General features: G+C 62.6%; 14 protein-coding genes and 1 pseudogene. 7 read left to right on the forward strand and 8 right to left on the reverse strand.

Features of this window, described 5'->3' with window-relative positions; genetic code table 11:
* The first annotated feature begins 65 nt into the window (after positions 1-65).
* From AC4D6D_RS20715 to AC4D6D_RS20730, 4 genes are read left to right on the forward strand one after another with little or no spacing between them, the layout of a single operon-like run.
* On the forward strand, positions 66-587 hold the full coding sequence (locus AC4D6D_RS20715; protein WP_491327414.1) for a 2Fe-2S iron-sulfur cluster-binding protein: 522 nt from the start codon (positions 66-68) through the stop codon (positions 585-587).
* On the forward strand, positions 584-1,570 hold the full coding sequence (locus AC4D6D_RS20720) for an FAD binding domain-containing protein (RefSeq protein ID WP_491327415.1): 987 nt from the start codon (positions 584-586) through the stop codon (positions 1,568-1,570). The genes AC4D6D_RS20715 and AC4D6D_RS20720 overlap by 4 nt, the downstream gene beginning before the upstream one ends.
* Positions 1,567-3,906: a xanthine dehydrogenase family protein molybdopterin-binding subunit gene (locus AC4D6D_RS20725; RefSeq protein WP_491327416.1), complete on the forward strand. Its 2,340-nt coding sequence runs from the start codon at positions 1,567-1,569 to the stop codon at positions 3,904-3,906. Before AC4D6D_RS20720 ends, AC4D6D_RS20725 begins: the two co-directional genes overlap by 4 nt.
* Positions 3,903-4,634 (forward strand): DUF899 family protein, encoded by a 732-nt coding sequence (locus tag AC4D6D_RS20730; RefSeq protein ID WP_491327417.1) that lies wholly within the window; start codon positions 3,903-3,905, stop codon positions 4,632-4,634. Before AC4D6D_RS20725 ends, AC4D6D_RS20730 begins: the two co-directional genes overlap by 4 nt.
* A gap of 267 nt (positions 4,635-4,901) precedes the next feature.
* Here the strand turns inward: AC4D6D_RS20730 and AC4D6D_RS20735 are convergent, their stop codons facing one another.
* The 5 genes from AC4D6D_RS20735 to AC4D6D_RS20755 form a co-directional block, all read right to left on the reverse strand.
* The gene (locus tag AC4D6D_RS20735; RefSeq protein WP_491327418.1) at positions 4,902-7,475 is read right to left on the reverse strand and encodes an ATP-binding protein; all 2,574 of its coding nucleotides are present in this window, start codon (positions 7,473-7,475) and stop codon (positions 4,902-4,904) included.
* 46 nt (positions 7,476-7,521) lie between these two features.
* Positions 7,522-7,881, reverse strand: coding sequence for a response regulator (locus tag AC4D6D_RS20740; RefSeq protein WP_491327419.1), 360 nt, complete (start codon positions 7,879-7,881; stop codon positions 7,522-7,524).
* Positions 7,882-8,171: 290 nt separating this feature from the next.
* Complete coding sequence (locus tag AC4D6D_RS20745; RefSeq protein ID WP_491327420.1) at positions 8,172-8,402, reverse strand: hypothetical protein; 231 nt, start codon at positions 8,400-8,402, stop codon at positions 8,172-8,174.
* Positions 8,403-8,636: 234 nt separating this feature from the next.
* Positions 8,637-9,014 carry a hypothetical protein gene (locus AC4D6D_RS20750; RefSeq protein WP_491327421.1) on the reverse strand — a complete coding sequence of 126 codons (378 nt, stop codon included), beginning with the start codon at positions 9,012-9,014 and terminating at the stop codon, positions 8,637-8,639.
* Positions 9,011-9,364, reverse strand: a complete 354-nt coding sequence (locus AC4D6D_RS20755; protein WP_491327422.1) for an energy transducer TonB family protein — start codon at positions 9,362-9,364, stop codon at positions 9,011-9,013. Before AC4D6D_RS20755 ends, AC4D6D_RS20750 begins: the two co-directional genes overlap by 4 nt.
* Before the next feature lie 25 nt (positions 9,365-9,389).
* Between AC4D6D_RS20755 and AC4D6D_RS20760 the strand changes: the two are divergent.
* Positions 9,390-9,642, forward strand: a pseudogene (locus tag AC4D6D_RS20760) (integrase core domain-containing protein); the annotation flags it as partial.
* A 62-nt stretch (positions 9,643-9,704) separates the two neighbouring features.
* On the opposite strand, the gene AC4D6D_RS20765 reads toward AC4D6D_RS20760, so the two are convergent.
* Positions 9,705-10,478: an autotransporter outer membrane beta-barrel domain-containing protein gene (locus tag AC4D6D_RS20765; protein WP_491327423.1), complete on the reverse strand. Its 774-nt coding sequence runs from the start codon at positions 10,476-10,478 to the stop codon at positions 9,705-9,707.
* A 488-nt stretch (positions 10,479-10,966) separates the two neighbouring features.
* Here AC4D6D_RS20765 and AC4D6D_RS20770 point away from each other — a divergent pair, with 488 nt between their 5' ends.
* Complete coding sequence (locus tag AC4D6D_RS20770; RefSeq protein ID WP_491327424.1) at positions 10,967-11,323, forward strand: response regulator; 357 nt, start codon at positions 10,967-10,969, stop codon at positions 11,321-11,323.
* A gap of 60 nt (positions 11,324-11,383) precedes the next feature.
* On the opposite strand, the gene AC4D6D_RS20775 is transcribed toward AC4D6D_RS20770, so the two are convergent.
* Entirely contained in the window at positions 11,384-11,923 is a 540-nt protein-coding gene (locus AC4D6D_RS20775; protein WP_491327425.1) for a lipocalin family protein, read from the reverse strand.
* 329 nt (positions 11,924-12,252) lie between these two features.
* Complete coding sequence (locus AC4D6D_RS20780; RefSeq protein ID WP_491327426.1) at positions 12,253-13,395, reverse strand: MFS transporter; 1,143 nt, start codon at positions 13,393-13,395, stop codon at positions 12,253-12,255.
* A 136-nt stretch (positions 13,396-13,531) separates the two neighbouring features.
* Between AC4D6D_RS20780 and AC4D6D_RS20785 the strand changes: the two genes are divergently transcribed.
* Positions 13,532-13,993: a winged helix-turn-helix transcriptional regulator gene (locus AC4D6D_RS20785; protein WP_491327427.1), complete on the forward strand. Its 462-nt coding sequence runs from the start codon at positions 13,532-13,534 to the stop codon at positions 13,991-13,993.
* Positions 13,994-14,038: the final 45 nt, after the last annotated feature.

Raw genomic sequence — 14,038 nt, forward strand, 5'->3', positions numbered from 1 at the left:
GGCTCAGGCGGGTTATGCGCATGCGAGGCAGTGCCACGTCAGGCATGCCTGCGAGAGGAGCGCGCATGGCCATGACCGTCAATGGCGAGGTCGCCGGTATCCCGCGCGATCCTCGCGTATCCCTGCTCGATTTCCTGCGCGAGCATCTGCACTTGTCCGGCACGAAGAAAGGATGTGACCAGGGAGCTTGCGGCGCCTGCACCGTGCTTGTCGATGGCGAACGTATTCTGTCCTGCCTGTCGCTTGCCGTCCAGTTCGAGGGACGCTCGGTCACGACCATCGAAGGGCTCGGGACGCCGGGAGACCTGCATCCCTTGCAGCAGGCCTTCGTCGAGCATGACGGCTTCCAGTGCGGCTACTGTACGCCGGGGCAGATATGTTCGGCCGTCGGCATGGCCGCGGAGATTGCGCGCGGGGTGCCGAGCCATGTGACCGCCGATCTCTCCGAAGATCGTATAGAACTCAGTCATGACGAACTGCGCGAGAGGATGAGCGGCAACCTGTGCCGCTGCGGGGCCTATAACGGCATCATAGCGGCCATCGCTGAGACATTCGCTGAAGAACCGCTCGTGGAGGCAGCCGAATGAACCCGTTCACTTATGCGCGCGCCATCGATACGTCCGATGCCGTTCGGCAGGGTGCTGTTGACGGTGCAAAGTACCTCGGCGGCGGCACCAATCTCGTCGATCTGATGCGCGAGACAATCGAACGGCCGGCGAGCCTCGTCGATGTCACCGGACTTTCGCGCGAGATCGAGGACCTACCCGGCGATGGCCTGCTGATCGGCGCGGGGGTACGCAATACCGCGCTCGCCGAGGATAGCCGGGTGCGTCGACGCTACCCCTTGCTCACCCGTGCGATCGTTTCGGGTGCCAGCGCCCAGATCCGCAACATGGCGACGGTCGGCGGGAACGTGCTCCAGCGCACGCGCTGCGCCTATTTCTACGATGACGCGGGATCGCGTTGCAACAAGCGCAGTCCGGGCTCGGGCTGCGATGCGATCGGCGGCTTTAATCGCAATCACGCGATCCTCGGCGCATCGACGTCGTGCGTGGCCGTGCATCCTTCCGACATGTGTGTGGCGCTTTCCGCACTGGATGCCGTGGTCCATCTGCGCGGCGATGGCGGCGAGCGCCGCATTGCGCTGGCGGACCTCCACCGCCTGCCCGGCGACCGGCCGGACATCGAGACCATGCTGGAACCCGGCGAACTCATTACCGCCATCGAATTGCCGCCACTGCCTGGGAAGGCGCGTTCGACCTATCGCAAGGTGCGCGACCGTTCGAGCTACGCTTTCGCGCTGGTTTCGGTCGCGGCTGTGCTGGAAGTCGAGGACGGGCATGTCGGCGACGTGCGCATCGCGCTCGGCGGTGTAGCACACAAGTCGTGGCGCGCGACGCGGGCCGAGGCCGTGCTGCTCGGCGGTCCGCCAGTGTCGTCAGCCTTCGCCATGGCGGCCGATGCGGAACTTGCCGAGGCCAGGGCTCTGTCGGGCAATGCCTTCAAGGTCGAGCTAGCGCGTCGCACGATGGTCGCCGTGCTTGAAGAACTCGCCGGAGAAATCGCATGAGCATTGTCGGCGATGCCAAGCAGGCGATCCAGGGTGCGGTGCAGGGTGCGATGGCAAAGGCGGTGGCGCTTGCCCCCGATAGCTGGATCCCGGGAGGCGAGCCAGATCCCCTGATCCGCGAGCGCTACGGTCACGTCGGCAAGCCGCTGTCGCGCATCGACGGACCGCTCAAGGTATCCGGGCAGGCGCGCTTTGCCGCGGAATTCCCGATGGACGACATGGTCTATGCCGCGCTGGTCTTCAGCACTATCGCCAAGGGTCGCATCACCGCCCTCGACACCGCGCCGGCCGAGGCCGCTCCCGGCGTTGTCGCGGTGATGGACCATCGCAACGCCCCGCGCCTCGCGCCGCCGCCGGTGTTCATGTCGGCGCCAAAGGCGGCGGGTGGGGACGACTTGCCGATCATGCAGGGCGATGACGTTCGCTGGAACGGTGAGCCCGTTGCGGTCGTGCTCGCCGAAACGCAGGAGCAGGCCAGCCATGCGGCTTCGCTCATCCGCGTAACTTACGAGGAGAAGCCTGCCCTCACTTCCTTCGCCGAGGCACGCGGGCAGGGCACGCGGCCCGCGATGTTCATGGGCCAGCCCCTGCATGACGAGCGCGGCGATGCCGAGGTGGCGCTGGCAGAGGCCGAGGTGCGCATCGACGCAACGTATCTGACGCCGCGCCACAACCACAATGCGATCGAACTCCACGGTGTCACCGCCGCTTGGCAGGACGAGGTGCTGCGCATCCATGATGCCTCGCAACTGGTCGCCCATACCGCCTGGTCGATAGGGCAGATGTTCGGCATCCCCGAGGACAAGGTGGTCATCACCTCACCGTTCGTGGGCGGGGGCTTCGGCGGCAAGTGCCTGTGGCAGCATCAGGTTCTCGCGGCCATGGCTGCCAAAGTCACAGGCCGTCCCGTACGCCTCGTCCTGTCGCGCGAGGGTGTCTATCGCGTCGTCGGCGGTCGGTCGCCAACCGAACAGCGCGTGGCGCTCGGGGCCGACCGCGAGGGGAAGCTCAAGGTGTTGATCCACACCGGCGTCACCATCAAGACCGCGACGAACGCGATGCCGGAGCCGTTCATCCTGCCCAGCCGCAGCGCCTACGCTTCGGACACGTTGAAGCTCGACGTGCAGATGGTGGAACTGGACATGCTGGCCAACACTTTCATGCGCGCTCCGGGGGAATCGGTCGGCACTTTCGCCTTGGAGAGCGCGATGGACGAACTGGCCGAGGCGCTTGGCATCGACCCGGTAGAACTGCGCATCCGCAACGAGCCGGAAAAAGATCCGAGTACCGGCCTGCCGTTCTCGTCCCGCCACATCGTCGAGGGATGGCGCGACGGCGCGCAGCGCTTCGGTTGGGCGCGGCGGGACCCTCGGCCGGGCATGCGCCGGGAAGGCGAATGGCTTGTGGGGATGGGCTGCGCCACAGGCACTTATCCCTATTACCGAATGCCCGGAGGCGCCGCGCGGATCACGCTCACGCGTGACGGTCATGCGATCGTCGACATCGCGGCGCACGAGATGGGCATGGGCACTGCGACTGCGCAAACGCAGGTCACCGCCGAGCGTCTCGGGCTGCCGCTCGACCGCGTGAACTTCAACTATGGCGACTCCACTTTGCCTGGCGTCGTTCTCGCGGGTGGATCGCAACAGACTGCGGCGATCGGTGCGGCGGTGGGCGCTGCGCATTGCGATCTGGTCAAGGCGCTGCTCAAGCTGGCCGGTAACGATTCTCCGCTTGCCGGGCTCGGGTCGGACGATGTCGTCAGTCGCGAGGAAGGGCTGTGCAAGGCCGACGATCCGACAAGGCATGAGAGTTATGTCGCCATCCTCGCTCGCGCGGGACGGGAGACGGTCAGCGTCGAGGCCGAAGGGCCGCCGCCGCTGGAGACGATGCACTGGTCGATGCATAGCCATGCCGCGATGTTCTGCGAGGTGCGCGTGAACGCCGTGACCGGCGAGCCGCGCATCAGCCGCTTCCTCGGCTCCTTCGATTGCGGGCGCATTCTCAATCCCAAGACTGCGACGAGCCAGTTCCGCGGCGGCATTATCATGGGCCTTGGTCTCGCGCTGATGGAGGAGGCGCAGTTCGACGAGCGCAAGGGACGGGTCATGAACCCCAGTCTGTCGGAGTACTATGTGCCGGTGCATATGGATGTGCCGGAAATCGACGTGATCTGGACGGGCATCCCTGACCCCCACGCCCCGATGGGCGCGCGCGGCATCGGCGAGATCGGCATTACCGGCACCGGCGCCGCAGTCGCCAACGCCGTCTACAACGCGACCGGCAATCGCGTGCGCGACTTGCCGATCACACTCGACAAGCTTCTCTCAGGATGAAGATCATGGCACATCTTTCCTATCCCAATGAAAGTGCAGCTTACCGTCAGGCGCGCAATGCGCTTCTGGAAGCGGAGATCGAGCTGCGCGCGCACAGTGAAAAGGTCGCGGCCCTGCGTCGCGCATTACCGCCCGGCGGCGCTGTGCCGGAGGACTATGTCTTCGAGCGGATTGGCGAACACGGAATGCCAGAGCAAGTGCGGATGAGCGAGCTGTTCCATCCCCACGAGACACTGATCCTCTACAGCTTCATGTATGGCCCGGAAAAGGCCCTGCCTTGTCCTGGATGCACGCATCTGCTCGACGGCATGAATGGTGCAGGACGGCACGTCGAACAGCGGGTCTCGTTATACATCGTCGCGAAGTCGCCGCTTGCCCGGCTGGTTGAGTGGGCGCGCATTCGCGGCTGGGATCACCTCAGGATGCTGTCCGCTGCTGGCAACAATTACACTTCGGACTACTTCGGAGATACGAGCAGGTTGTCACCCGAAATGCGCAGCGCCCACGGCATTGCCGCCGGCAAAGACTGGGACGAGACGATCTATAACGTCTTTCATCGGGAACATGGCAGCACTATCCGTCACTTCTGGGGTAGCGAGATGACGTATGCCCCCTCGGAGCCCGGGCAGCACCACCGCTCAGGCGATGCCGCAAATCCGCTATGGGGCCTCCTCGACATGACGCCCGAGGGACGCGGCAGTTTCTTTCCCAAAGTGTGGTACGAATGAGCGCAAGGCCCGGTGTGCCGACCTCCGCCTGGCGCAGCGCAAACGCGATCTGCTCGCTGTGCACTTCGACTTCTTGATGCAAAATCTCCAGCTAAACTCAGCTTCGATTTTGCCAGTTTCCTTTCATTCATTCTCGCTAGATGCATTTTCGGGACAGGATCACCCCGGTCTAGGAAGGCGGTGCCGAAATCATTCACTGAGCGAGCGGAAATTCGAATTCGAGCGCGATGACAAGGCGTTACATAGGGGTGGACATGGCGGCGGCGTTCAGTCGCCGACCATATCCCTGATCTTGATCGCCAGCGCCTCGACGGAGAACGGCTTGGTCAACATCTCCATGCCTTCGTCGAGAAATCCCGAACGGACCGTGGCGTTCTGCGCATACCCGGTGATGAAAAGAACTTTCAGCCCGGGCCGGGCCTCGCGTGCGATTTCCGCCAATTGACGGCCGTTGAGACCGGGAAGGCCGACGTCCGTGACCAGCAGATCGACAGGCCCCTTCGCCTGCAGCAGAGGAATAGCGGTCTGGGCGTCGGTCGCCTCGATCGTCTTGTAGCCGATCTCGCGCAGCACTTCGGTCACGAACAGTCGCACTGACGGATCGTCCTCGACGATCATCACGGTTTCGCCGAGCCCGGCCGGATATTGGCTTGCGCTTTGCGATTCCATGTCCGCACGGCCCTCAGCGCGGGGAAGGAACAGTTTGACGGTCGTGCCAAGCCCGACCTCGCTGTAGATGCGTGCATGGCCGCCCGACTGGCGCGCAAATCCGTAGATCATTGACAGGCCAAGACCCGTGCCCTGACCGACCGGCTTCGTCGTGAAGAACGGCTCGAAGGCCTTCTCGACGGTGGAAGGTGCCATGCCGATGCCGGTATCGCTGACGCTGAGGACCACGTATTCGCCCGGAGCGACCTCCGGATGGTCGCGGGTGTAGCGCTCGTCGAGATGGACATGGTCGGTCTCGACAGTCAGTTTGCCACCGCCGGGCATGGCGTCCCGCGCATTTATGCAGAGGTTGAGCAGGGCGCTTTCGAGCTGGTTGCTGTCGGTCGAGGCCGTCCACAGGTCTTCGCGCAGGTGGCTTTCCAGCATGGTCTGTTCGCCGAGCGTTCGGGCCAGCAATTCGCTCATCCCGGTGACCAGCGCATTGACGTCGGTGACTTGCAGATCGAGCGATTGTCGCCGCCCGAATGCCAGCAGGCGCGAGGTCAGCGCCGCGGCGCGCTGCGCGGACGTGTTGGCGGCATCGATATAGCGATCCACCCGGTCCAGCCGGCCGGAGGCGATATTGCGCTGAACGAGATCGAGACCGCCGATGATGCCGGTGAGCATGTTGTTGAAGTCATGCGCGATGCCGCCGGTCAACTGCCCGATCGCTTCCATCTTCTGGCTCTGCCGCAGCGCCTCGCGCGCAGTCTCCAGCTCGCTCTCGCGCGCCTTGGCTTCGGTAAGGTCGCGGCCGACCGCCACGAAGTTGAGACCGTCGGGTTCCGGCGCCGCCGTCCATTCGATGCTCTTCCAGCCGCCTTCCCGCACGGCAACGCGGTTCTCGAAGCGCGTGGGCCGATGCGACTGCGCCATCAGAGCGATAGCCTCCAGCGAAGCGGCCCGGTCATCGGGATGCATGAAACCTGCATATCCCCGGGTGAGCAGTTCGTTCTCGCTCCAGCCCAGAACCTGTGTCCAGGCCGGATTGACTGCCGACATCATGCCTGCCGCATCCGCCCGGGCGAGCAGATCCTGCGACAGGTCCCACAGGCGATCCCGCTCTGCGCGGGCGCGTTCGATGGCTGCCTTGACCCGCTCCCCCACTTCCTGGACGAGTGTTTCCTCGGCCTCGGTCCAGATGCGCGGCACGGCATTCTGCACGGCGAGCAGGCCGACCCATTGCTCTTCCTCGAACAGGACGACGTCGATGAAGGCGCCGACTTCTCTCGCTGAAAGACCGGATCGTGCCGGCTCGCTCAGCCGCTCGTCCGCGCCGACATTGCGCACCACCACCGGTGCTCCGTTCCTGTATGCGGCCAACAGGTCGGGGCCGAAGGATGCGAGCGAATGGACGCCCGCAATGGAGCCGACACTGCGCGCGTAGTCGCGCTCTACGGTCATCATGCCGCTGCTCGTGATCTCGGCGTAAAACACCCGGCTCGCGCCGAGGAGTTCACCGATGCGCCGGGCCGCCAGATCGGTGATCTCGGCGGGAGTCTTGAGCGATCTCAGATCGTCCGACAGGGACAGCAGAAATGCGCTGCGCCGCTCCGCCGCGACGCGCTGCGTGGTCTCGGTGAAAATGCACAGTATGCCTTCGGGCGTCCCCGCGTCGCCAGGCACCGGGGAGAAATCGAGATCGGCCCAGACCGTTTCAGGCGCGCCGCCTCGCAGCAGCGTCATTTCCCTGTCGCGGCAATGCACCGGGTCGCCGGCGAGGCCGGCTGTAATGGCCGTTTCCCGGAGGGAGGCAAATCCAGGCCAGTTTTCCCCGCCTGCCGATCCCAGAGCAGCAGGATGACATTCGCCTGCAAAGCGCGAACAGGCATCGTTATAGAACATGACTCCGTCCGGTCCCCACAGCAGAGCCATGGGAACCTGCGCGCGCAGGACGATCGAAAGCGCGCCGGTGAGGGACCGGGGCCAGAGCTCGATCGGTCCAAGCGGCGAAATGGACCAGTCCGCCGCAAGGATCAGGTCGGCGCAGATGCCTCCGCCATTGAGGAAAGAGAGATCGGCAGAAGGCGTCAGGTGACCGATAATCCGCGCGGTGGGCATGAAACAGAATCCTGACAGCGGTTCGAAGATGTCGGCGTTCAGTTCTTGCGCGCCCGATCGTCCGGCTTCCATAGCCGAACTTTCCCGCACCCGGAACTACCCGGCTCGAAAGACAGGTTCACACCAGCCCGGCTACCGCCTTGCGCAGGGCGCTGCGCATCTGCGAGGGCGAACTGGGTTTTCGGCAGATCTGCGCATCGGGATAGCGTGACCGCAAAGCCGCCTCGTTCGCGTGCCCGGAATGGAAGATCAACGGTACGTTCATCGCGTGCATCCTGTCGGCGGCGGGAAAGACCTCGCCGTCCGGAAGCTGGACATCGAGGATAGCGCAGCGCGGACACTGGCGCTCGATCGCTTTCATCGCGGCGGCAACGGTGCCGCAATGCGCCGATACTCCAAGCCCTTCCTCGGCGACGAGATCTTCCAGGTCGAGAACCACGAACAATTCATCTTCGACAATCAGAACCCTATCATTCATCGCACGGTTACGCTGCCATGTAGTCGCAAGCTGAGGCTGAAGAGACCTTCATGCACTCCATGCGATATCGAGACTCCAAGCTGGCGGACCGAAGTCGTGACCAGCAGCGTTCCAAATCCCGACCCTTCGGCCATTTCAAGCGTATCGGCACCAATTTCGTTCCATACCAGTTCGATTCCCTCGGCGCCTAAAGTCCACCGGACGCAAAGAGTTCCTGAGCGTGGACCCAGAACGCCGTATTTGACGGCATTGGTCGTCCATTCGTGCAGGATGTCGGCGAGGTTAGGTGCTCAACCGGCGGTCACGATCGAATACTCAAGGCGCACATCGTCGAGCAGTCGCTCGATTGCACTGCGCTGCGCATCAGTGCCACTAAGCCTGACATCCCAATTGCAATGGGCATGCGTCGCCGTGTCGCGCACGATGACCTTGCCAAGCGCCCGCCGCCATGTCTGCGTCGTGCCGCCTCTCTCCCGGATGAGGCGGGCGATAAGAAGGTGTTCGAGATCGGATGCCGTCATACACCCCGCTTAGCCGTTGTTGGCGGCTAAGCAAGCAGAGCTTCGCTCGCAAATTTGATGGATCAAACGGCAGGATCGGCAAGGGCGCTTGGCCGCGTCGACGGCCGCTTTGTCGGTGGTTTCGGATTGGGAGTGCAGGGCAGGGGGGGCAGCTAGGCTGCCTATCTCGGTCGTTCGCTATTTACCGGCCGAGCTCCAAAAGCCGTCGTCAAACGTGGGATTAAGGCAAGCAAGCTAACCTTCGACCAACCAATGCTTGTAGAGCGTCAGCGGACGTAATCGCAGCCCCTCTTCTTCAAGCACAATGGCACAGCGCTGCAGGGCTGCAAGGAGGCATCTATCCGCACGCTGCAGGTGGCTGGCCGTGGTGCGCTGAGCAGCGGCAATCCATCCCAGAAGCGTAAGCTCATCATCGCCGAGATAGCCCGCGCTGGCTGAGAGAATGACGTAGCCCTTTCGCCCAGCGATTTGCCTCAGGCGACGAAAGGTATCCGGGCGGCCTTGCCTCTCTTCAAGAACCTCCCCGCCTCGCAGAAGGGCTAGTACGCGCTGTTCGATCCTAGGACGGTGTCGCAAAATCCGGTTGCTGAAGTTCACCCGGATCACTTTCAACGTATGAAGAATTCGACTGGAACGACCAGTTCCAACGTATCGCCGGGCTTGTCCTTCGGCGGACTGGGCAATGGCTGGGCGCGTTTCGCCAGTGCAAGAGCTTCGCGATCGAGTTCCGGAAAAACGCAGGAACGTTCGAGACTGGTCGACAGCACACGCCCGTCCCGGTTCATCGTGAAGCGGATATAGGGAACGCCCTGTTGACGGCGGGCATGAGCTGCGAGAGGATATCGCCGATATTTGTTGAGCCGGGCAAGAACGCGCCCTTCCCAGCTATTGGCGGCATTGCTCGACACTTGCGGAGCGGGCGGTGCCGGTATGGTTTTGGGCGCGGCGATTTCGGGCTGCACGGGAGGCGGATCTGCGGCTTTTGGCATCTTTGCTCGACAGATCGGCCTCAAACCGTGCTTTACGCCAGTGAAGAGCCCGCAGAGCAACGGCATCTCCGAAGCCTTCGTGTATACGCTTAAGCGCGACTACGTCCACGTCTCACCGCTGTGGGATGCTGCTGAAGCGCTGGCATTGATCGATACATGGATCGAGGACTACAACAACCTACCACCCCCACTCGGGCCTCAAGATGCGCTCACCACGCGAGTTTCGAGCGGCTCAGGTTGCAACGTCCTGAAGGTGTCCGGTGAAATGGAGGCCAGATCAGGTGCCTGCCTTCCGACAGGCGCCCTCGCTTTATCAGAACGCCAGCCGAAGCCCGGCGTTGGCCTTCAAAGCGTAGCTATCACCGAAGTCGTGGGCTGAGGTCTTGCCGCTTGCTTCGGTGTAGAACGTCAGGCGGCTGGCAAGGATGACGTTCGCGCCGAGACCCAGTTCGCCCCAGAAACGGTCACTCCGACGTGCAATGGCGGCCCCAGAGATATCTGCCGCGGTGCCATCAAGCCATTCGTAGCTCAGACTTGCTACCGCATAGACCATGCTTTTCGCATCCTGCCGATCGAGCGAGATGCCCCAGCGGGTCTTCAGACTGTCACCGAGCTGCGACGAGACGTTCGCACCGTGAGGATCGACAAAACGTTCAAAGCTGACGGTGGAATAGACCATCTGGACCTGCTGCGTCAGCGAGAAGCGACCGCCCAGCGACCACTGCTTGCCGACTTCAAGGCTATAGGCTTCGCCGTTGCCGTCGTTGCCTTTGGCCAGCCTGCCCAGGGTCGCCGACATCAGCGCGCTGTCGAACCAGGTGAACTGGCCGCGGCCATCGACATAGAAGCCCTGCGAACCGAACCAGGTCAGCGTAGCGCCGAGGCTGTAGCCCTTGGTCTTTATGCTGCCGTCGCCATAGACCGATGCGACTTTGGCGCTGGCTTCGCTGTATCCGCCGATTGCACCCAGAATCAGGGTCGCGCCGTCGCTGCGCTGGCTAAGCACATGGTCGGCGCCCAGCTCCATCTTCCAGCTATCGACGTTCACGTCACTGTTGCTGGTGGATAGGACCGCATTGGGGCGCAAGCGCGGCCTTCCATGTGCCCCCAGATGCTTGAGGGGTGTCCGTCGGTACTGGCTGTTGATAGACGGTCGCCGATGCGCTGGCGCATCGTACCAAGCTCGTTGAAAGTCAGGAGGGCCTGTCCATAGGCCTCGTAGACCGGAACGCCGGGCCCGCTACCTGATCCGCCGGATACCACGGCAGCCGACTGCCTGGCGATCATCAAAGGCATCAACGACGCTGCCGGAGAGCGCGGAGAGACGGATATGGCAGGTCTTGAAAAGCGCGTGGAACGAGCCGTGTTCGGCTATCTCGGGTTGGATATCTCTATCGCCATCTGACATTCGCGAGATACCCGATCCGAACGGCGGAGACACGCCCCGCCGTTGTTGGATGGAAACACCCTGCCTGCGCTTCCACACCAGAGAGGGCCCTCCGGAGCAAACATGCCGGTCGCGGGTGATGATTCGCGGATCGGCCGAATGACAAGATTGAGATCGCACTCCAATTTGTGGCGATCGAACCAAGCCACAAAATCGGTGAATTGGGCTACCTGGTTGTGGAGGCGGATGGCGCTGTTGCGGCATTGCGGCTGCTGGATGCGCATCCCGAGATCGCATTGCTGTTCACCGACATCGTCATGCCCGATATCAACGGACGCAAGTTTGCAGAAGAAGCGCTTCGGCGTCGAACTGATCGCCAAGCCCTTGACCGTCGATCATCTTGCCGCGACGCTGCGCGCGATTGTGGACAGTGCAGGGTAGACGAAATTGGCCGGACGCAAGCATATCGAAGAGGCTTTGTCGCGCTGCGACAGACGGCGGTAATCCGGCTTTTCGAAACATGCGATAGCAATGTCGCGGCATAAGAGCGCCCGTCAGCATCTTCCCGGTGACAGGTGAAGCCGGCGAGCGCGGTTTTTCTGTACCTATTGCTGGGTCTTGCGGACAAGTGACCAATCGTATCCCAGCGCTTCCACGCGCGCTTTCAGATTTTCAAGCAGGTCGGCGCCGGGTCGGGCTTCGCGCGTGAGAACCCACAGGTAGCGTCCCGAGGGTTCGCCGACGATCGACCATTCGTATTCCTCGCCATGATCGAGGATCCAGTAATTGCCGTAGAATGGTCGGAAGAAGGAAACCTTCAGTTTGGCCTTGCTGTCTGCATCGACGATCTTGGCCTTACCGATCGACTGCTTCCATTTGCCGTTCCGAAGGCCCCGATTGACGACCCTTACCGTGCCGTCGTCGCTGAGCGAATACTCGGCCATGACGCCGTCCATGTCCTTCTGGAAGGAAGCCTCGTAACGAAACTGCTCGTACCAGCGGCCCATGTATCTTACGACGTCGATCGGCTTCGCGGGCTGTGGAACCGCATTGTTTCCGACGGGGCCGGGGCGCGGAACACAGCCGAAGGCACCCATCACCAGCGTGGTGCCGACCAGACCAAGGGCGATAGTAGATTTGCGCATAACGACTCCTGTGATTGCAGCATTGATAAGCGATGGGAACCGATCCGGTTTCAGTGTCGCCGACAGGCAACGTCTGGCGGATTGAATTGGGCGGCGTCCCCAGCAACATCGCGCAGGAGCGGTTTGGACCAAGGCTTTGGATCGCCCGCATCAGATGACCTGAGCCGCTGCGGGCCTCGATAATCGGCCCGATGGGCTTCTATGCTCTACGGTCCCTTGGGCTGCGGAAGTCAGGCAAAGTCCGAGACGCCGGTGTCATGCCCTCATCAGCGCCTCGGCTCGGACTAGTGGCCTGCTACCGCGCCTCGATCGATCTCTCGAGGATGGGTTCAGTGCGCCGGGGCACGCGAGATGGCAACGTAGATCCAGAGCGCTAGCCCGGCGATGCTGATGCAGAAACCGGTTAAGCAAACGCCGTTCCAGCCCCAAAGACTATAGACGTACGTTGATGCGGCGGCGCCCGCCGCGCTCCCGACAGAATAGAACACCATATACCCCGCGATGATGCGGCCGGCGGCATCCGGCTGCCGGCCAACGATCAGCGTCTGGTTCGTGACATGCACGGCCTGCACTGCCAGGTCTAGAAGGACGATCCCGACAGCGAGCCACCAGAGCGATCGCGGCAACAGCATGATGAATGCCCAGGACAAGCACAATAACGCCAGGGCCGTTCCTGTTACCCATCGCTCCCGCCCCCGATCGACCAGTCTGCCTGCTCCCCGGGCGCCGATAGTCCCGGCGATGCCGATCAATCCGAACAATCCAATCTGGGTATGGGAAAGCTGGAAGGGCTCCGCCGTCAAGGCAAATACCAAGGGCGTCCAGAACACGCTGAACGCTGCGAAAATAACGCAGGCCAGGGCCGCGCGAAACTGAAGTACCGTATCGCGCAGCAAGAGCGTCGGCAGCGATTGAAGGATTGCGCCATAGCTGCGGTTCGTGGAGCGTCCCGGATCTTGAGGCAGCGCGACGCTCAGCGTCAGCGCTGACGCCAAACAGAGACCTGCCGAGATCACGTAGATCGCACGCCAACCGATCAGGTCGCCAAGGCTTCCCGAAACAACGCGTGCTGCGAGAATCCCGATGACGACGCCACCAGTTACCTTGCCGACGACTGCACCGCGCTGGTCAGGCGAAGCCAGCGCGCCGGCAAATGCAACGAGGGTTTGAACGGTCACCGCCAGTACCCCGGCCGCTGCGAGCGTCATCAGAAACAGCGTTGGCGATCCGGATATGGCAACGCCCGCAAGCACCAGTGCCGAAAGGCCAGTTTGGCCGATGATCAGACGACGGCGGTCCAATAGATCGCCCAGCGGCACCAGGAGGATCAATCCGATCGCATAGCCCATCTGCGTGAGCGTCACCGCCTGGCCAAGACTTGCTACCTCCATAGAAAAGCTCGCGCCGATGAGGTCCAGCAGCGGTTGCACAGCGTAGACGTTGGCGACCGCCAAACCGGCTGAAACGGCCATGATGATCGTGGTCCTTGCTGACACACGGCCAGGTGAGCCGGGACGAGGGCGTTGGTTGCGTCTATACATGGTCTTATATTGAGACTAGTATCGAGCGTGATCCAGTTCGAAACACGAACCACTTGGGAGCAACGATATGGTGAAGCGCGCCAGCCTCGATCATTCTCCATGCCCGGTGGCGCGCTCGCTCGACGTCATCGGCGACTGGTGGTCTCTGCTGATCATTCGCGACGCCTTGGAGGGCATCCGGCGCTTTACAGCCTTTCAAGCCAGCCTGGGCATCGCGAAAGGGATGCTGGCAGCCAGGCTTCGTGCCTTAGTCGAGCGTGGCATCTTCAAGATGGAGCCGGCGTCAGACGGCAGTGCGTATCGAGAGTATGTTCTGACCGCAAAGGGACAGGCGTTGCACATCGTCGTGGCTGCCTTACGACAGTGGGGCGAGGTGCAGCTTTACGGCCCGACCGAGCGCCATTCATCTCTGGTCGATACCCGTTATTGCTTGCCTGTGGCACCCTTGGCGTTACGCGCGTCCGATGGGCGTACGCTCGAATGGGACGATACAGCCGTCATCAGGGTAGGCCAGTCGCCGCTGGCATGATCGGTCCAGTCAGCGCGTGAATGGGCGTCCCGGTACAAGCCGTTG

The sequence above is a fragment of the Novosphingobium sp. BF6 genome (assembly GCF_058273105.1).